At 40.8% G+C, this 19,931-nt stretch carries 13 protein-coding genes and 1 tRNA gene; 4 read left to right on the forward strand and 10 right to left on the reverse strand.

Annotation, left to right across the window (positions count from 1 at the left end):
* The first annotated feature begins 253 nt into the window (after positions 1-253).
* A complete protein-coding gene (gene purH / locus ASJ81_RS11355) occupies positions 254-1,870 on the forward strand; it encodes a bifunctional phosphoribosylaminoimidazolecarboxamide formyltransferase/IMP cyclohydrolase (protein WP_095644544.1) in 1,617 nt (538 codons plus the stop codon).
* A 1,130-nt stretch (positions 1,871-3,000) separates the two neighbouring features.
* On the opposite strand, the gene ASJ81_RS11360 is transcribed toward purH, so the two are convergent.
* Positions 3,001-3,192 carry a hypothetical protein gene (locus ASJ81_RS11360; protein ID WP_095644545.1) on the reverse strand — a complete coding sequence of 64 codons (192 nt, stop codon included), beginning with the start codon at positions 3,190-3,192 and terminating at the stop codon, positions 3,001-3,003.
* Between the two features lie 150 nt (positions 3,193-3,342).
* On the opposite strand from ASJ81_RS11360, the gene ASJ81_RS11365 reads away from it, so the two are divergent.
* Complete coding sequence (locus ASJ81_RS11365) at positions 3,343-4,605, forward strand: anion transporter (protein WP_095644546.1); 1,263 nt, start codon at positions 3,343-3,345, stop codon at positions 4,603-4,605.
* Between the two features lie 185 nt (positions 4,606-4,790).
* On the forward strand, positions 4,791-6,899 hold the full coding sequence (locus ASJ81_RS11370; protein WP_095644547.1) for a methyltransferase domain-containing protein: 2,109 nt from the start codon (positions 4,791-4,793) through the stop codon (positions 6,897-6,899).
* Positions 6,900-7,447: 548 nt separating this feature from the next.
* Here the strand turns inward: ASJ81_RS11370 and ASJ81_RS11375 are convergent.
* The 3 genes from ASJ81_RS11375 to ilvE all read right to left on the reverse strand — a co-directional run bounded on the left by ASJ81_RS11375 (position 7,448) and on the right by ilvE (position 12,723).
* Positions 7,448-8,542, reverse strand: coding sequence for an OBG GTPase family GTP-binding protein (locus ASJ81_RS11375; protein WP_095644548.1), 1,095 nt, complete (start codon positions 8,540-8,542; stop codon positions 7,448-7,450).
* A gap of 919 nt (positions 8,543-9,461) precedes the next feature.
* Positions 9,462-11,387 carry a molybdopterin biosynthesis protein gene (locus ASJ81_RS11380; protein WP_095644549.1) on the reverse strand — a complete coding sequence of 642 codons (1,926 nt, stop codon included), beginning with the start codon at positions 11,385-11,387 and terminating at the stop codon, positions 9,462-9,464.
* 457 nt (positions 11,388-11,844) lie between these two features.
* Entirely contained in the window at positions 11,845-12,723 is an 879-nt protein-coding gene (gene ilvE, locus ASJ81_RS11385; RefSeq protein ID WP_095644550.1) for a branched-chain-amino-acid transaminase, read from the reverse strand.
* 351 nt (positions 12,724-13,074) lie between these two features.
* Between ilvE and ASJ81_RS11390 the strand changes: the two genes are divergently transcribed.
* A tRNA-Arg gene (locus tag ASJ81_RS11390) sits at positions 13,075-13,149 on the forward strand.
* Between the two features lie 526 nt (positions 13,150-13,675).
* Here the strand turns inward: ASJ81_RS11390 and ASJ81_RS11395 are convergent.
* The 6 genes from ASJ81_RS11395 to ASJ81_RS11420 all read right to left on the reverse strand — a co-directional run bounded on the left by ASJ81_RS11395 (position 13,676) and on the right by ASJ81_RS11420 (position 19,869).
* A complete protein-coding gene (locus tag ASJ81_RS11395) occupies positions 13,676-14,284 on the reverse strand; it encodes a sulfite exporter TauE/SafE family protein (protein ID WP_095644551.1) in 609 nt (202 codons plus the stop codon).
* Between the two features lie 149 nt (positions 14,285-14,433).
* Complete coding sequence (locus ASJ81_RS11400; protein ID WP_095644552.1) at positions 14,434-15,597, reverse strand: 4Fe-4S binding protein; 1,164 nt, start codon at positions 15,595-15,597, stop codon at positions 14,434-14,436.
* A 502-nt stretch (positions 15,598-16,099) separates the two neighbouring features.
* Positions 16,100-16,813 carry a PspC domain-containing protein gene (locus ASJ81_RS11405; protein ID WP_245860082.1) on the reverse strand — a complete coding sequence of 238 codons (714 nt, stop codon included), beginning with the start codon at positions 16,811-16,813 and terminating at the stop codon, positions 16,100-16,102.
* 251 nt (positions 16,814-17,064) lie between these two features.
* Positions 17,065-18,540 carry an SO_0444 family Cu/Zn efflux transporter gene (locus tag ASJ81_RS11410; protein WP_095644553.1) on the reverse strand — a complete coding sequence of 492 codons (1,476 nt, stop codon included), beginning with the start codon at positions 18,538-18,540 and terminating at the stop codon, positions 17,065-17,067.
* Positions 18,537-18,884, reverse strand: coding sequence for an ArsR/SmtB family transcription factor (locus tag ASJ81_RS11415; protein WP_095644554.1), 348 nt, complete (start codon positions 18,882-18,884; stop codon positions 18,537-18,539). The genes ASJ81_RS11410 and ASJ81_RS11415 overlap by 4 nt, the downstream gene beginning before the upstream one ends.
* Positions 18,885-19,095: 211 nt before the next feature.
* Positions 19,096-19,869: an energy-coupling factor transporter transmembrane component T family protein gene (locus ASJ81_RS11420; protein ID WP_095644555.1), complete on the reverse strand. Its 774-nt coding sequence runs from the start codon at positions 19,867-19,869 to the stop codon at positions 19,096-19,098.
* Between the last annotated feature and the right edge of the window lie 62 nt (positions 19,870-19,931).

The following is a 19,931-nucleotide window of genomic DNA, read 5'->3' on the forward strand; positions in this document are numbered from 1 at the left end:
ATAAGTATTTCACCTGGACTCTGATCCAGAAAATGAAGCAAAAAGTGTGGCTTTAGAGAATTATGCATGAAAAGTACCAAAAACTTAAAGAACTAGATTTCCAGAAGGGTTCTGGCAGTACCTTAACGGAAATACTGAGTTTGTAAAATATAAGTCCGGTTTATCCGGAAAAAACGCCCTTTTTTAATATAATAATGTGTAGACCATAAGTTTTATAGCTAAGAATTTTTAAACCAAGGATATTGGTGATTTTTTGGTAAAGAGGGCACTGCTCAGCGTCTCAGACAAGACAGGAATTGCAGAATTCGCACGCGGGCTTGAATCATTTGGCGTGAAGATTATTTCAACAGGCGGGACAGCGAAAATTCTTCGCGACGCCGGCATAGAAGTTACTGATGTCTCGGAAGTCACAGGCTGTCCAGAGATGATGGGAGGAAGGGTCAAAACTCTCCATCCAAGAATTCATGGCGGGCTCTTATGCCTGCGAGAGAGCAAGGAACAGATGGCTGAGGCTGAAAGAGAAGACATTTCGCTTATTGACATGGTGGCTGTAAATCTCTATCCGTTTGAGGTAACAGTCTCAAAGGAAGGCGTCGAACTTGAAGAAGCCATTGAGAACATAGACATCGGAGGGCCAACTCTTCTTCGTTCGGCAGCTAAAAACTACCGTTCGGTTACAGTGCTCTCAGACCCTTCGGACTACGGGCATGTTCTCAAAGAACTTCGCTCAACAGGTGTAGTTTCGGAGACAACCAGAGCTGCTCTTGCAGTTAAGGCTTTCAGGCATACTGCGGATTATGATGCAGCAATCGACACCTATCTGAGCAGAACCCTGCTTGAGGAAAACGTGCTACGCCTGAACTTTACCGACGGTGTAAAACTTCGTTATGGGGAGAATTGGCACCAGAAAGCCTACTTTTATAAAGATCCCAAAATTGAAGGTCCTACCCTGGCAAAAGCTATCCAGCTGCACGGAAAAGAACTCTCCTATAACAACTATGTGGACGCAGACAATGCCCTTCAGACAATAAAAGAACTTGGAAATGCTCAGCCTGCCGTAGCGATCGTAAAACACAACAATCCATGCGGGCTTGCAACCGGAAGCACACTCCTACAGGCTCTTCAGGCTGCCTGGGACGGAGACCCAATTTCAGCTTACGGAAGCATAATCTGCACCAACGAAACCTTTGACCTTGAAGCTGCAACTTTTCTGAACGGAAAATTTGTGGAAATTATTCTTGCTCCTGACTTCAAACTCGATGCCCTTGAGTACCTGAAAAATAAAAGTGAAAACCTTCGACTCCTTAAGCTGCCTGAACTCAGAGAAGCTTTTGGGACAGAATACACATACAAGTATGTGATAGGAGGCATGCTCAAGCAGAGCCGTGATATTGGCCTCTACGAGAAATGGGAGTCAGTTACAGATATTCCCTATCCTGAAGAGAAGCGCTCTCTTTCGGAATTTTGCCTTAAAGCCTGCAAGTCAACTAAATCCAACGCAGTGATCCTTGCTCACGAGTACGAGCCAGGTTTCTTTATGGTACTTGCTATGGGTGCAGGACAACCGAATAGGGTTGACTCTATTCGCAAACTTGCAGCCACAAAAGCTGTTGAAAATCTCAGGGTAATTTACGAACGGGAAAATCCTCCAACTTCCTTTGAAGCTTACTGCAAGAAAGTTATGTCAGAGTGTGTAATGGCCTCGGATGCCTTTTTCCCCTTCAATGATAGTATAATTTATGCTGCAGAAAATAACATACACTATATAGTCTCTCCAGGTGGATCAATTCGGGACGGCGAAGTCATTGATGCTGCAAATCGGCTAGGAGTTGCCATGGCCTTTACAGGCATGCGACACTTCCTTCATTAACAAGCTTTTAAGGTGTCGATAAAGTAATAAATGAATATCCCTGAGCTAAAGACTCAGGGTTTTACGCTTCTTAACATAAGTTTGTTAAATGATTTGATTTAGTTTTAACTTTCTATTGACCTTAATTCTTTTTACTTTCGTTTATTGCCTGGTATTTTGTAAATGTGTTACCTTCCGGACTCTTTTATATAATTTTATAATTTGTCTGGTGATCTGCTATTTGATTTTTCGATATTACAGTCAAAATTTTTACTAACGTACTCTTGTTTCAAGTTTTAAACACTAAAAACTTATTTAACGTTAAATCAGGCTCCGATTTTAAAACTTTTTATGCGAAAGCATTTTTCGTTTCAGACTAATTTTTGATATAATTAATTTAAAATAATTAAAGGGATTATTTTATGTTGTACATAGAGATAACAGAAAGAGTGAGTACGGGTATGAATAGTTAGTAAAGAATTGCCTGGAAACTTTTGAACCTGTTCCGAGTAATATGCTTGGGGGAGCGTATTTTCGGATCAACCGTATCGGGGGCTACGGTAAAGGGAACATAAGTTTCCGGGCTTTTCCTTACCCTTCTTTTAATGTACGTTTCTCTTATTTTTTCTACTAATTCTATTATACTAATTCTATTATACTAATTCTATTATACTAAGTTTATATGCTAAGTTTATTATACCAATTTTGTTATACCAATTTTGTTATACTATTTTGTTATACCAATTTTGTTATACTAATTTTGTTATACTAATTCTATTATACTAATATCGTTAGCCTTTTTACTGTATTATCGTTAACCTTTTCACGGTATTTTTCACGATGACGGCAGACTATGAGCCTCTAGAACGGCAACAGTATCTGACCATTAACAGCCATTTCTAACACTTGTGAACTTTCTCTTTCAGTTATGACTGAGAAAAACCGTTGAATTGTTTCCAGAAAAATACTGCTTGTTCCTGATAGTTAACGGCAATCAGATAGACAATCAGAAGAATATATCAATCAAAAGAAGATTTCAATCAAAAGAAGATTTCAATCAAAAGAAGATTTCAATCAAAAGAAGATTTCAATCAAAAGAAGATTTCAATCAGAAGAATCTATGTTTTCAGAAGAAGATTATAAATTTAAACTCAGTAAAATATAATTTTGGAAAATCCCTGAGAAAGCTTTTCCCCCAGGAATTTTTCCACTTCTTCTTTCAGGTTTTCAATAGCTTCTTCAATAGTGGTTCCCTTGCAAATTATATCAGCTTCAGGGCAGATTGAGATATAGAAACTGTCTTCCTGACGGATAGTTGCGGAAAAAGGAAACCATATTGTCATGTTTTAAAAATCTGTCAGCCTACGTTTAAATGTTTTGTATCTTCTTGTTTATTAAGGTCTTCTTTGAGGAAGGTCTCCTTTTGAGCGCAGGAGTTTTATACTTAAGCTGAGATCACAGTCTAAATATATATTGTTAAGTTCGTGGGTCCTATGCCAATAGAGTTTATACTGTCTTCTCCTGTACCTTTACCTGACCTTTCAGTACTTACTCTTCTGGGCGTCTTTGTACTTACAGCTCTCAGGCAGGTCGGGTCTTTAAGGCTGCAGATCTGGCAAATCATGACCTTTGGAGCGATACTGGTACTGTTGCTCGGTGAGATTTCACCGCAAGAAGCTCTTGCAGCGATTAATACGGATGTGCTTGTCTTTCTTTTCGGGGCTTTTTGCGTAGGAGAAGCACTTAATAGGAGTGGGTATCTTGCCTGGATCGGGGATAGGATAGTTTCCAGGGCAAAGGATACGGATCAACTTGTTTTGCTTGTGCTGTTTTCTACAGGAATTCTTTCAGCTGTTCTCATGAATGATACTCTGGCTATCATGGGGACTCCACTTGTTCTGGGTTTTTCCAGAAAGTACAATGTATCTCCCAAACTCATGCTCTTTTCCCTGGCATTCGGGGTAACTACAGGAAGCGTTATGAGCCCTATAGGAAACCCACAGAATCTTCTCATAGCAATCAATGGAAATCTGGATTCCCCTTTTGTAGTATTTTTGCATTCACTCGCTCTACCAACCCTTATCTGCCTTTTAATTGCTTATATAGTGCTAAAACTCTTTTTCAGAGAGGAATTCGGAAAATCAACTTTTACTCAATCAGAAGAAATCATTACCGATCCTGAACTTGCCAGTACTGCAAAAAAGGCTCTTTCTCTTTTGTTAATTCTCATAATCTGTAAAATTTTCCTGGTGGAGTTTTTCCCTGCCTGGGATTTCAGTCTGAGCTGGATTGCTCTTATCTCCGCATCGCCTGTCCTGCTCAGTAAAAAACGCGTTGAGATCCTGAAAAATATTGACTGGTCAACCCTGGTTTTTTTTGTTTCAATGTTTGTGTTAATGCAAAGCGTGTGGATTTCCGGAACATGCCAGGAATTGCTTGCCAGGTTATCTCCTCAGTTAGGTTCAGTGTCAATGATCCTCGCACTCAGCATAGGACTAAGCCAACTCATATCTAATGTTCCCTTTGTAGCGCTCTATCTGCCTGCCATGGGTAGTACGGTTTCTCAGGGGCAGTTGATGGCACTTGCTGCGGGAAGTACAATTGCAGGAAATCTTTTGATCTTGGGAGCTGCAAGTAACGTTATAATTATTCAAAATGCAGAAAAGGAAGGAAAAACTATCTCATTTGTTGAATTTTCCAGAATTGGAATCTTAATTACAATTTTAGATGCTATTATTTACTTTATCTTTCTCTAATACTTATATGTTCTATATTATCTTATAATTGATTTGCAAGGTTTATTGCTACCTAAAACTCTATTTAAAGGAGTTTTGGTTTCAATAATTTTGTCTCTTTTTTAGTGAATAGAAATACTTTTCAACTCTCCAATAAACTTGATATACTCAAAGTGCATACACTTTTTTCTGGAAGATATAAGATCATGACCCAGAATAATACAGATCCAAATACCAGGCGTAAGCGCGCCAGGTGCACTGTACAGAAGAAAACCTTTGGGCCTGTTGAAGACCTTGAAACTCATGTCCGGTCCGACTGGTGGCAGACTCTTTTTAACTCACTTTACCTTAAGACCGATGCCGATCTTCTGGATGATATGGAGGTTACTAGAAAAGAGGTCGATCTCATTGTTTCCATTTTGGGAGTGGCTCCTGAAGAAAAAATTCTTGATCTATGTTGCGGACAGGGGAGACACGTACTTGAACTGGCAAGAAGAGGCTTTTCAAACGTAGAGGGATATGACAGATCTCAGTACCTTATAAGGAAAGCCAGAACAAGAGCACAGAAAGAGAACCTGCAAGTAAGGTTCAGAGAGGGAGATGCAAGAAAGCTTCCCTACCCATCTGATACTTTTGACGTGGTTACTATACTGGGTAACAGTTTTGGCTACTTTGACTCAACGCTCCAAGACCAAAAGGTCCTTGAAGAAATTTTTAGGGTTCTGAAGCCTGATGGCAGAGTTTTCATCGATGCCGTAGATGGAGACTACATGAAAAAGAGTTTTCAGCCCAGATCATGGGAATGGCTGGACAGGAAATATTTTGTCTGCAGGGAAAGAGCTCTTTCGGCCGATGGAGATCGGTTAATTTGCAGGGAAGTGATAAGCCGTATTGACAAAGGCGTGATTGCAGACCAGTTTTACGCTGAAAGGTTATACAATAAAGAAAGCCTTTTTGAGCTGCTTACAGTGTCAGGATTTAGTAGTCCCGCCTTTCACACTACTTTCAGTCCGGTGTCCGCTGGGACCCAGGATGCAGGCATGATGGAACAGAGAATTCTGGTCTCGGCCTCTGTTGAAAAACCGTGGCCTACATCTCTCCAGGCAGTCGGGAATAAAAAACCAATGAATATTGCAGTTTTGCTTGGAGATCCGCGAAAAGAAGATCAGGTTAAGCCTGCCTGTATCTTTGATGACGATGATTTTGATACCCTTGAGAGAATGAAAAAAGCACTTGCAGAGATTTCTTTTATGAAATTTACTTTTCTTGACAGGCATGAAACTTTACTGGAGGATCTGAAGAAGAAAGCAGCGAAAATTGATCTTGTACTTAATCTCTGTGATGAAGGATTTTATAACGATCCCACAAAAGAACTTCATGTCCCGGCTTTGCTTGAACAGTTAAATGTCCCGTATACAGGAGCAGGTCCTCAATGTCTTGCTTTTTGTTATGACAAATCCATTATAAGGGGAGTTGCCAGAGAGATGCGCATTCCTGTAGCAAAGGGAATGCTTGTAACCGAAGATGCAGAGCTTTCAAAGCTGTCTCTCTCTTTCCCCTTGCTTGTAAAGCCCAACTCAGGGGACTCAAGTTTTGGGATTACACAGAAAAGCATTGCCCATAACCGTGAGGAGCTTCTTGAAATTCTTGCGGCATCCCGAGAAAAGATGGGTTCTTGTAGGCCTTTCCTGCTGGAAGAGTTTCTTCCAGGAAAAGACATCAGTGTTGGCATTATTGGAAATCCGCCTTCATGCAATGTACTGCCTATTACGGAAGAAGATTACTCAGAAGTACCTGAAGAATTTCCAAAGATTTGCGGGTATGAGGCGAAGTGGCTTCCGGATTCTCCTTACTGGAACATAAAATCCGTGCCTGCTGATCTCCCTGAAAAAACCAGAAAGGAAATCGTAAAGTGCTGTCTTGCTCTCTTTACAAGGCTGGGTTGCCGTGATTATGCCCGTTTTGACTGGAGACTTGATGCCGAAGGCAAACCCAAACTTCTTGAAGTGAACCCCAATCCTGGATGGTGCTGGGACGGTCATTTGGCAAAGATGGCAGCTTATGCTAATATTTCCTATTCCGGAATGCTTGCGGCCATTATAGAAGCTGCAAAAGAAAGGTATGGCCTTGGAGCTTCTGAAAATCTCGAGCTGAGGAAAATGCCTGAAACCACTTCCAGAAAAAGCCCGGCTGAATGCGCTGCCGAGTTTGAAGAAGAAATTGAAGCAAGAGACTCTATGGATTCCGAAAATGCTCGGAAGAAAAGTGTTTTTTCAAATTCCTCCGAAACAATACAGGCTTTTGAGAGCGTATGACAACTTATATTAACTTATAAAAGAAGGTAAATGCGAAAGAATTAGAAATTTTCTTTTTCGCGTTTCCGTTTTTTCTTTATTTTTCCTTCTTGTTTTACTTCAGGATGTTTATATTTACTTGTTTTACTTTTGGATGTTTATGTTTACTTGTTTCCTACATTCGGCAGCAAGCACATTCCAACATCTAAATATTCTTAATTGTTATTTTTTGTAGGTTAAGTTAAAAAACAGCATCTTGCGGATTATCTATCTAGCATGATTTGTCTTTTATCTCATATATTATAAATATATATTAATTATGTTATGGTTAACATTTAGTAATTTTTGATTTAAATTAAATATCAAAAGTTCTAAAAAAAACGATATCAATAGAAAAATTGAATGGATTTTTATGTCGACCTGCCGAAAGCAGGTTGTTTTACTTCTGAATGTTTATATTTACTTGTTTTACTTCTGGATGTTTATGTTTACTTGTTTTACTTCTGAATGTTTATATTTACTTGTTTTACTTCTAGATGTTTATGTTTACTTGTTTTACTTCTGAATGTTTATTTCTGAATGATAATTGTAAGAATATCTTCATCCTGCATTCCATGGTCGAGGCCTACTCTCTGTCCCGGATGTTTTGCAGAGGTGCCCCAGATTTGAGCATAGCGGAACTTCCTGCGGAAGTCCCTGTGCAGACGGTCACAAATCTGGCCTATGTCGGTCCCACTCATAACTATCAGGGGCTCTTCCATATCTGCAGGCTGACCCTGTGGTTTTAAGTAAACTCGAATGAAACCCAGCGTGTCGTAAATAGCCTCTTTAAGAACCTCGATGTTAATGCCTTCATGGGCTGAAATAAAAATCGAGTTAGGGTATAGCTCTCTGCATTCTTCGATCAGTTGGGGATAGGCAAGGTCAACCTTATTAACAGCTATCAGAGACCTGACATAGCTGCGGTTACTCAGGACGACGTCAATAAGCTGGTCAACCGTTATGTTTTCTCTTATAAGCACACTTGCGTTGTGGATCTTATACTCATCCAGCACAGCCTTGATAGTTTCCTCATCCAGGTCAAGGTCAACGGTTGAATTGATCACTACCCCACCCCTATCTTTTTTCTTGAATACCACCTCAGGGGGTTCTTCATCAACGCGAATGCCGGCCTGGTAAAGTTCGTCCATAAGTACTTCGTAATGCTTGGGCTGGAAGACATCAAGCAAAAATATAACCATATCCGAGTTTCTGATAACAGATATGACTTCTTTTCCACGTCCACGCCCTGAAGATGCGCCTTTTACGAGCCCAGGGACATCAAGGAACTGGATTGTTGCACCTTTGTGTTCCAATACGCCTGGCACAACTGTAAGGGTAGTAAACTCATATGCTGCCACTGCAGAATTGGCACCCGTGATTTTGTTCAGAAGCGTAGATTTCCCTACTGATGGAAAACCTACAAGGGTGACGGTTCCATCTCCTGATTTTCTGACCGAGTACCCTTCCCCTCCTCCTTTTGCCGAGGCTTTTTTCTCAACTTCATCCCGCATGCGGGCTAGCTTGGCTTTGAGGCGGCCTATATGATGGGAAGTTGCCTTATTGTATACGGTCTTTCGAAGTTCGTCTTCGACTTCCTGTATTTGCTCCTGTATGCTGCTCATCTGGAACCTGCCGATTTAGAGACTAAAGAAATGATTTTCATATTGATTGGAAAAAGAAATCGCTCCAAGCGATATCTACAAACCCTTTTTGATCCAAAAGAGATCCGTGTCTGGATATTTTATTCTGAATAGTTAAATGAAATATATATACCTATGGAATGTTTTTGTTTACTAATTACGAGGCTATCAAATTAGCTCTAAAAAATTCAGATCTAATTTGACAATCGTTTTTATGAAGATCTCCTATGTGTATTCTTATCTCCAAACAGTTCTACGCTATCTTATTAGCAATCCAATATAAGAAAATAGATGCGTCCACGAATAGTGAAAAAGAAGATAAGTTTTTAAATCAAAATTCTAATTTGAGAACCTCGATTACGAATAATAGAGTTACTCAGAACGTTTATATTTCATAATAAATATAATAATATTTAAAGCTTATTGAAAACTGATCCTGGTAAAAGTTTATTCACCATGAACTGATTCAAATAGACAGTCACTCAAGTTTAATGGAGTAGCTGTCTCTTTTACTTAAAGGGACTGTCTCAACGGGGTTACCTCTCTTGTTTGAGGGAACACTATCTCTAAGAAATTATCTCTCTTGTTTGAGGGAACACTATCTCTAAGAAATTATCTCTCTCGTTTGAGGGAACATTATCTCTAAGAAATTATCTCTCTTGTTTGAGGGAACACTATCTCTAAGAAATTATCTCTCTCGTTTGAGGGAACATTATCTCTAAGAAATTATCTCTCTTGTTCGAAGGAAAACTATCTAAAAGGGATTACCTCTCTGTTCGAAGGAAAATTATCTCAAAGGGATCACTTTTCTTGTTCAAGTAACTGTCTCAAAGGAACTTCACCTCTAATTCAAAGGGGCTATCTCAAAGGACAATCTCTCCCATCCATTATGATTATTTCATTAGAAGAAGATTATTTCTCCTGTCCTCTCATAAACGTGCAGCCCGGAGGGGAGCTTTGAAGCGAATTCTGTGGAGGTAAGAGTTTCTAGAAACTTGCGGACTTCGGAAGTTTCCAGAATTTCCTTCCTTATAAGGAAATCGTATTCTTCTTCTGCAATTTTTATAAAGTGGAGACCATTCTTTTCGGTACAGCTCCTTATTCCCACCCCTACTTCGGCCTTTCCTGAGGTAACTGCCTCACATACAGCTACTTCCGATTTCGCTCCGGATGCATAGCCAGGAATCGAATCTGTAAACTCTTTTTTACTAATTCCTTTTCCAGCTATAAATTCTGCAATTTTCAGGTCTAATAAAGCTCTTGCACCTGAACCCCGATTCCTGTTAATAAGGTGCTTTCCAGGAAGGCCCAAGATCCCAGAGACCAGGCTATCCTGCCTGACAATAAGTCCGACTTCACGCCTGTAACCTTTGACAAGAACAGTCCCTGAAAGTCCCATATTCTCGATTGTAGGGACGTTAGACAGGATTCCGTCCTGTCCTCTTGGGTCACTTGACGGCATATTCACACCTGCAATATCGGCTGTGTTTGAGGCAATTGCGCTGAAGCCTCCGCTTGAACTTGTGAAAAGGGTCCTGAAATAAAGTCCACTAAGGTCTTCAAGCAGATCAAGGCCAGGACAGAAGCCACCTGCTATCAGAAGGTCAGGTTTTTCAACCTCCCCAAAAAGAGTCACTTCTACAGGAGTTCCCGCTTCAATAAACTCTGTACTTGATGGAATTTTAATAAAGCCATCTGCTCCGGAAAGCGAGGTTATGGCACCTGAGCCTCTGTCTGCAGGATAAACCCTTCCCCGGATCAGGCCTACTGGGAGAAGTTGCTGTCTTCCTTCTGAACGGAAACGTGTGCCCATAATTCCACTCTCCGTTTTTTTAAGTGCTTTATCTTCTCCAAGGGCTTTTCTGAGCATGGGAGCTACGAACTCGTTAAAAATCATCAATGCAGATGTAGGGTTTCCGGGCAATCCTATTATGGGAACCCCTTGTATTATTCCAATAACCACAGGTTTTCCAGGTTTTATACTTATTCCATGTGCAAGAGTTTCTCCGATCTCGTCAATGAGCCTGTACATAATGTCTCCTGCTCCCGATGATGTGCTGCCAGAAGTCAGGATAAGGGCACACTCCGAAACCGCAGTTTCAAGTGTTTTTTTCATTGCGGTCTCATTATCTTTCACAATCCCATAAAGCAGAGGGAAGGCTCCACACTCACGTATGCCGGCATATAAAGTGTAAGAATTTGCGTCATATATCTTCCCGGAAGTAAGTTTTTCTCCGGGTTGCACAAGCTCGTCTCCTGTTGAGATTATCCCAACCTGTAATTTTAGAACAGGCACATCCTTTTTTCCGATAGAAGCAAGCACTCCTATTTCTCTGGTTCCGAGCTTTCGTCCTGCCCTGAGCACGCGTTCTCCCTTCCGTATGTCAGAACCGGCTTTCATGATATTTTCTCCCACAGTTACAGGACTGTAAATCGATACTGTTCCGTCTCCTTCAGAGCTATATTCAACCATGACCACAGCGTTTGCGCCTTCAGGAATCGGAGATCCGGTAGATACTTCCACGGTTCCCCCTGCCGAAACCTTGAGTTTTGCATCCGAGCCTGCTGGGAGGTTTCCCAGGAGTTTGAGTTCTACAGGCCTGGTTTCACTGCATGCATATGTATCCTCTGCCCTGACCGCATAACCGTCCATTACAGCTCTTGGAAAAGGAGGAACATTAATTTCGGTAACAATATCCCCGGCAAGGATTTCACCGTAAGCGTTTTCAAGGGCCAGGCTTTCCGGTCTGGGAAAAACTTGCAGGTTGTTTATTATTTCACGTGCTTTCTCTACAGAGATAAGTTTCCGAAATTCTTTGCGTTTCATAGAAATTCAACCCTAATTTATAGGCCTTCAGATAAATTTTCTAGTTTAATAGCATTTCCAGACATGTTTTATACTTACCTTTTCCCCCTCGAAAAACCTTGAAGGCAAGTTAGTTAAAAGCTGCTCAATTGAAGTCTAAAAAGAAACTCAAATATTAGTCCAATTAGCAGTTTAAATAGAAACTCAAAATTATTTCAGGTAGCAATCTAAATAGAAACTCAAAGCTATTCCAAATAGAAACTTAAGTAGAGAATCAGAAAACTTAGAATAAACTTAGAATATGGATTTGAAACAAAAGCTTAAAAAATTCAAAAGAAACTCAAAAACAGTAGGTAGGAATTTAAAAAAGGTTCAGGCAAAAGCTGCTTCAGAAAATTGTCCAAAAAGAACCATGGCGGGAAAAATCCCGCTTGATTTTACTGCCCTTTTTGTTTCTTTAATTTTTCAGGGCTGCCCTTTACTTATAAATTGGTGTTCCCGTACTCTGAGTTATTTTCTCAAAAGCTTCAACCATCTTCATCGTCATGGGCCCGGGTTTGCCTGTGCCTATAATCCTTCCGTCAAGTCTGGTTATAGGAGCAGCTTCAGCTGCAGTGCCTGTGACAAAAACTTCATCAGCTGTGTAAAGGTCAAACAGGCCAAGATTTGACTCGGTAACTTTGCATCCCATCTCATCCAGAAGTTCAATAGCTGTGGCTCTGGTAACCCCTTTTAAATTGCTGATTGTAAAGGGAGTAAGAACCTTATTGTTCTTGACTATGAAGATATTATCTCCGGAACCCTCACAGACAAAGCCATTCTGATCCAGGAAAATGGCTTCATCTCCTCCTTTATCATTGGCTTCAATCTTTGCCAGGATATTGTTCAGGTAGTTCAGAGACTTGATATTCGGGGATAGGGCATCAGGGGCATTTCTCCGGACACAGACACTGACAGCTTTGAGCCCGACTTCATACAGGTCGCCGTACATGGCACCCCAACCCTGGGCTATGACAACCACGCAGGGCTTCCCACAATTGCGGGGGTCAAGTCCGAGATCTCCAACTCCCCTTGAAACAATAGGGCGTATATAAGCATCTTTGAGGTTATTTTTCCTGAGGGTTTCAAGTATTGCTTCGCTCATCTCTTCTTTTGTAAGGGGGATATCCATTGCAATCGCTTTTGCCGAGTCATAAAGCCTGTCAACATGCTCTTTTAACTTAAAGACACGGCCGTTGTATGCCCTTATGCCTTCAAAAACACCGTCGCCGTAGAGGAAACCATGGTCATAGACCGAAACTTTGGCTTCGGATTTGGGAACAAACTTCCCATCCAAGTAGATCAGTAACTCACTCATTTGCGAACAATCCTCTGCAATCTTACTATTTTATAGAGTTTACCTATTTTCTTGATAATGTCAGTTAAATATGGTTGTAATATGCAAACCCTATAAACCATTTACTTTTTTCACTCATTGACAGTATGTAAGCTCTGCGAGGGGTTTAAATAAATCAAAGCCTCAGGGAAGTTTCCATACTGGCAAATTCCTAAGCAAAATGCCGAATAAGTCAGTATATACTAAATATATATTACAATTCCGCTTCTATATAAATATTTTAAGATATTTGCAGTCCCAATTAATGTATCCATGCAAAAAGCTTTTATGTTAAAACGCTCATTTCGTATTCCGCAGTAGGAAAAGCGAACAGGGCTCGTGGCTTAGCCAGGATATAGCGCTGGGCTTCTAACCCAGACGTCGGGGGTTCAAATCCCTTCGAGCCCGCTTAATTCTTTACCTTTTTCCACCCAGCCTTAGAAAATTGTTTTTCAATTCTCTATTTACTTCAAATTAACCTGCGCAAACTATTTTCACTCTCTTTCTTTCCAACATGCTTACCCTTTTTCTGTAGAGCTTTATACTTTCTATCTGCCCTCTCTGTTTTTAGGCCTTTTCTGTAGTAAAGAGTCTTAACGTAAACTGCAGTTTTACCAGAGTACGCGCAGCTTTTGATTTGAAACGTTTCATATTAAAATTATGGATCGAAATTGCAGGATTAAAACTATAGGGTTAAAATTAGAGAATCAAAATTGCAGGATTAAAATTGTAGGGCTAAAATTGGAGAATCGAAATCGGAGAATCGAAATCGGAGAATCGAAATCGGAGAATCGAAATCGGAGAATCGAAATCGGAGAATCGAAATCGGAGAATCGAAATCGGAGAATCGAAATCGGAGGAGACATAGATAGAGTAATGTATAAAAAACTCTGTAAAATATGAAGCCTAAAAAGTCACTGGATGAAATCTGTTTTCATAATAACAGGTACCCCAGTCCCAATGTGAGAAACATTAACCCTGACATTACTGAAGTGATCAGCCCGATCTGCCTTATATTTTCCACTTTAGCTGCGAGACCCAGCGGCACCAGTAATATGAGATAAAATGAGGTTCCAACAAAAAATCCTCCAAATAGTAATACGCTGCCTGCAATACTGGCGTACGACAAAGCTGCGGACATTGCCAGAAGGAATGGAGGACACACATTAATTCCTGTCAGGAAGCCAAAAAAGGCAGGATAATTCATGTATTTTTTACTTAGCTTGCATAACCCGAAGTGAGGCCATTTTTTTACTGCTACGAAGGCTAGCATCAAGACGGAAAGTAGAATCATAGCAATCCCGATAGCTCTGTTAAGCCATGAACCGTCTATCTGCTTGCCGAAAATTCCCAGGATCAGACCGAAAAACAGGTAGGCAATTAGCCTACCCATTGCAATCTCTACAACGGATAGTATATTTCGCCTCAACTTTCGATCTTCCGATAAGACAAAAGGCACATATACAGGAGCGCAGGTGACCAGACAGAAAATACCCGTGGACAGCCCTAAAAGTATGCCCTGGGAAACAGCCTCTATGATCATCAGCCACCATTCAGAACTTCGCTAACAACGCAAAACCGGCAATCACGATAAGAATCGTGTACAGATACATTACCCATATCCTGATATTTTTTTTGTCAATAGCCATTTCAGAAACTTCCATTATTATCAGTTAACAAAAATAAATGCAATTATGGGATACTCCCTATCTCACCGGTCGTCAGATATTGTACAATCATCCATACAAAGCCTGACACAATAAGCAAGTTAAAAATAATTGCCAGCGGAATAAAATATAACCTAATTCTCTGATCAGTAAACATCAACTTGTAATCGATCGCACCTGCAGGACATTTGTCCATGCACTTTCCGCACTTGGCACACTCTATTGTCGTTTTTCCCATTGCAAGCGATTCTTCATTGATCGCGAACAGTTCACAATTTTTTATACATAAACCACATTTCTTGCAAAGATTTGTGTCGATTTTTACCTTAAACGGATTGATGACCCCAATTATAGAATTAGCAGGCATAAGTGGACATATAAAGCTACAGAACAGTCTTTTCTTTGTGAGCAGCGGGCCTATCACCAGAAAAATCAGTCCGCCAGTCACGAATATCAGTGCTGTAATCCATTGGAAAGTCGTTGTCACGCCAGGCGGATCATAGATGATACGCAGCGGGCACATATAAGCGCAGAAGATAGGTATCAGAAGGACAGCACTGACCAGGATCAGGAACAACATAAATGCGTAAGGAAATAATTTTGCCCATTTTGGTGAGTTTTCAAGAGGTATGATAGGCTTCTTTAATAGAGATGCGAAAAACTGATCCATCCATCCGAAAAAACATATCCAGCCGCACCACCCTCTTCCCAGGATAAGTACAAGACCGAGCCACATGAAGAGAACAGCAAACAGCGATGTGACCGGAGATGGAAAAATCATTTTTCCCTCGATAAAGTATGGCACCGCTACGAACGGAATCGTAATCGGACAGATCGGAGCGCTATTATTGTTCAAGGCTTGACTTGTCAGCAGAATGCTGCCCCTGTTCACCTCATGTTCCAGACTAAGCGCTATGGTAAAAATTAAACCATCCATTCCAATAAAGGTTACCATGCGGAGAAGGTTAACTCTGCCAGTCCACAGGATGAAAAAAGTTATTGCTGTACCTACCATAACAATAAACGCGGTGATTGCCAGGTGAGCTGAAGAAGAATCTCCATGTCCTATAAGAAAAAATAAGATTAAACCAGTGATGACTGCCGCAGTAAGACTAACCGCTAAAGAATATTTTAAACGGTCTTTATCGCATCGTGCTTCTTTACTCTTGCTTTTGTTTAATTGACACACTTGCTTACCTCATCTGACACCAAAAAGCTGGTCTGACATCAAAAAGCTGGTCTGACACCAAAAAACTGGGCTCACTGACTAACAAGAATAATTTTCTCTGCCACTTATATAAAAACTTATCGAAATTTTTTGGAAATATATATTAATATTTCAACGCCAGCTAGATGTTACTGCTGCTGTTTTCTGAGGCTTGATAAACTGACTAATTTCGAAACTAAGAAGTTAACATTTACTCAGAAAAAAGTCACATATTTACGCTTTGGATTTAGTATTCACATGACACTGATCAAAAAAACTTGATATGAGCTCATAGATGAACTTAAAAGTTGAAAAAGGAAAGTGCTAAGAGAAAGAAATAAAACATGAAAAAGGAAAGTGCTAAGAGAAAGAAATAAAACATGAAAAAGGAAAGTGCTAAGAGAAAGAAATAAAACATGAAAAAGGAAAGTGCTAAGAGAAAAAATTTACAAAATAGAATTTTTTAAAATTTCACTGCTGGAAGTTACTGCCCTGAGCTAGAAATCATTTTATATCCCTCTCCAGAAGGCATAAGTATTGCCAGGATAATATACAGGGCAATACCAATTCCCCCTTGCAGAGCAAGGGCTGCGAAAGCAAGCCTCATAAAGGTAGGGTCAATGCCAAAGTACTCACCCAACCCTCCGCAGACCCCGAAGAGCATACGTTCTTTCTTGCTTTTAGTCAGACGCTTTTTCATAGTGTAGGCAGTACGCTTTTCTCCTCTAGCTTCTTCCTGGGCTTTCCTGGATTCTTCTTTGACCTTCTCTCCAGCTTCTCTAGGAAATTCCTCTTTTTTTTCTCCAGGTTCTATGATAACCCTCCCTTCCATATCTATAGGCTTTGTCCAGGATCTCTCAGTATAGCCGGCCTCAAGTTCTCCCGGAGCCTTGAACTCGCTTTTATCCGGGACTTTTCTCTCTTTGAATGTTGGACTTCCTACAGCTTCTTCTTCCATATTTTCAGGTTTTTCCCAGGATTCCTCTTTATAGCCAGTTTCAAGCTCTCCTTGAGATTTGAATTCGTTCTTTTTCGGCTCCTTTCTTTGCAGAGGTTCTCCACTTTCACTGGTCATGTCGGTCTTCCCCCCAGGTTTCGTACTTGTTCCTCTTTCAGATTCGGCTTTAGCTATCCCTGGAACTTCAAAAAAACTTTTTTTAGTTACCTTTTTTTCTTGAGATTCGGGATTTTCCTGCATAATGATTATTCTATTTTTGAGGATTTATAATATGCTGGTACCTTTTCTATTCTCTTTGCTATTCTATTTTCTTTGCTATTCTATTCTCTTTGCTATTCTATTCTCTTTGCTATTCTATTCTCTTTGCTATTCTATTCTCTTTGCTATTCTATTCTCTTTGCTATTCTATTCTCTTTGCTATTCTATTCTCTTTGCTATTCTATTCTCTTTGCTATTCTATTCTCTTTACTATTTTCATTTCCTCCTCGATTTCAGTGGCATTCCGAGCAGCCGCATTCATTTTTACTGCGGAAAATTCCATATAACATCAAGGGGAGAAGGAAAAATGCAAAACCCAACTTTAGATCTTCGGGAAGCAGCTCTTTTGCAGCCCCTACGGTTGCTACTGCACTGATCCCGAGTTTTAGATAAAACCAGTCCAGCAGAAAACCTGCTCCAAGAGCGCAGAGGGAAATCACACCAAGATATAGAGCTGCCGAACGTTTACCAAGAAAACGCGCAACCATCGTTATAGTTGCTGCATTGGTTGCCGGGCCTGCAAGTAGAAAAACAAAAGCTGTACCCGGACTCATGCCCTTGGATATGAGGCTTGCGGCAAGAGGAGTAGAAGCTGTTGCGCAGATATAAAGTGGAATTCCCACTAAGAGCATGACCAGCATTGAATTAAAGCCGCCTCCCAGGTAATTCTGAATCAGATTTTCAGGAATTGCATAGGAAATTATTCCTGCAAAAAAGATTCCGATGAGCATCCATTTGGAAATCTCGGCTGGCAGCTCGATATAAGCATACTTAACTCCTTTAATCAGCGTGGATTTTATAGACTCCTTATTTTTTCTATCTTCTCCGGGCTCCAGATTTATCCCTTCTTTTCCGGGTTCCATATTTATGCCTTCTTTTCCGAATTTTTTATGTTTCCCATCTTTTCCCAATTCTTTTTCTTCGTACCCGCATTCCTGACATCCACAGGAAGAAACCTCTTTCCGGAAGTCCGGACTTACCATGGAAAGCCTCTGGGTGTTTTCAGAGTTATTATTGATTTTCAGAAGCTTTGATCCTGAAGGCTTTACATCTATGGCCCTAGTCATAGTGCCTATAGACTCAGTTTTTTCGCTACCGGAATCTGCTGGCTTATGGCAACTGCAAGAAGAAGAAGAAGAAGAAGAAGAAGAAGAACTACACGTTTTTTCCTGTAAAGGGGTACCGATAAAGGTTGAGACTGCAAGAACTCCTGCTTTTTTCCCGTAATTTTCCGGTTTTTTGAGATTCATCTTTTCCGAATTTTCCCCGATCAAAAAATTATCTGCTAGCCCTGCAAGGACAGCGGTCACAAGGGCAGCAAGTGGACGGAAAACTGCCATCAGAGGATCCAGGAGAGCGTAACTAACCGCTATAGAGTCTACTCCTGTCTCAGGAGTTGAGATGAGGAAGGAAAGGGTTGCTCCCCTATTAGCTCCCCTTTTTCTGATTGACATAGCAGTAGGAACCACTCCACAAGAGCAGAGCGGTAAGGGAAGGCCTGCAAGGGCTGCATTGACAACAGAGCGAACTTTTCCTGCCGACGCTCCAAGATAATCCACGATCTTCTGGTCAGGCACCAGGACATTGAGAAGACCTGCAATACCCAGGCCGAAAATCAGATAGGGAGCCGTTTCTACGAAAATATTCCAGGATTCCAGGAGAACTCCTAAAAGAAAAAACAGAAAAGTGTTTAAAAATTCAAAGTTCATGCTTTTTCCTCCACATGTTCGAGGCACATTTCAATTAGTGTGCGGACGTGCTTGTCTGCAATATAATAAATTGTAAATTTTCCTTCCCTTCTGACCCGTACGAGGTCAAGCTGCCTGAGGGTTCGAAGCCCGTGCGATACTGCGGATTGAGTGACACTAAGTACCTGTTCGAGTTCACAGACGCACATATCCTTTTGCTTTAGTAAGAAAAGGATCTTAAGACGAGTATCTGACTGGAGCGCCTGAAAAACTGCAGCCATCCGCGTGATACTTTCAGGGTCCGGAACTTTTTGTAACAATTTTTCTAGCTGTATTGAGTCAACTCGTTCACAGTTGTCATGCATGAATATATGAACAGCTGTTCATATATTAATATCTATTTAGGAGTTGCATCACCTAAGAAAGTTGTCAGAACCCTGGCGTTATGTTAAAACTCTAGAGTTTGTTAAAACCTTTAGATTTATCAAAACTGAGAGTTTGTCAAAACTTAGGCTTCTTCGGGTATAAAAAAGCTGCTCGAGTGTTTATTTCATAAAAATCCTCTTGAGCACTCGTTCAGAGAATTAGAATAAAGAGAATAAAAAGTGCGAGCATAAAAAGGGCTCTCCAGTCGTTTTTATGCATGGAAAGCTCGTGTATTGATGTCCTTCGGCTTCCCTGATAACCTCTGCCCTCCATTGCAAGGGCCAATTCTTCTGCATCCCGAATTATGCCTCTTAGCAAAGGAATTGCAAGGGCAGGAATTGAACGGAGAGGATTTTTTACGAAATCCATTCCTCTTGCAGTCTGAGCCGCTTTTGTCCGCTCTACCCTCTCGAACAGAAGGGGGAAAAATGCTATAGATATGTTCATCATTGTGGCAAGCTCAAAAGAGCTGATTCCCAGCCAGCGCAATGGCAAAGGCCTTACCATCCTTTCTACACCGCAGGTAATTGCAGACGGATCAGTGCTGGCTGTCAGGAGGGCTGCAAAAAGCAAAAGGAATATAAATCGGGCAGCAAGTTTGAGCCCTTTTTCCAGCCCTTCCAGACTTGGCTGCAGAATCCAGTAAGAAGCAAAGGGCCTTCCATCAGTAAAAAACATCTGCGTAAGAAAGATAAAAAATATAAACAGCATCATAGGCTTTACTGCTCTGAGAAACACTTTTACTGGCAATCCTGAGAGTAAAGCGAGGACAAAGAAAAATGCGAAAAGAGCCACTATTCCTGCAAAATTATCAATCCTGAATGTCAGAATTCCGAGCAGCATTACGGCTGTAACTTTTGTCCTGGGGTCAAGCCTGTGGATAATGGAAGCCCCAGGCACGTAACTGAAGACAGGTTCCTGCATGTTTCCTTCGACTTTCTTTATAAATTATCTTTCAGGAATTTTTCGGAGCTTCCCGTTTTAGT

The organism is Methanosarcina spelaei, assembly GCF_002287235.1.
GTDB classification, from domain to species: Archaea; Halobacteriota; Methanosarcinia; order Methanosarcinales; family Methanosarcinaceae; genus Methanosarcina; species Methanosarcina spelaei.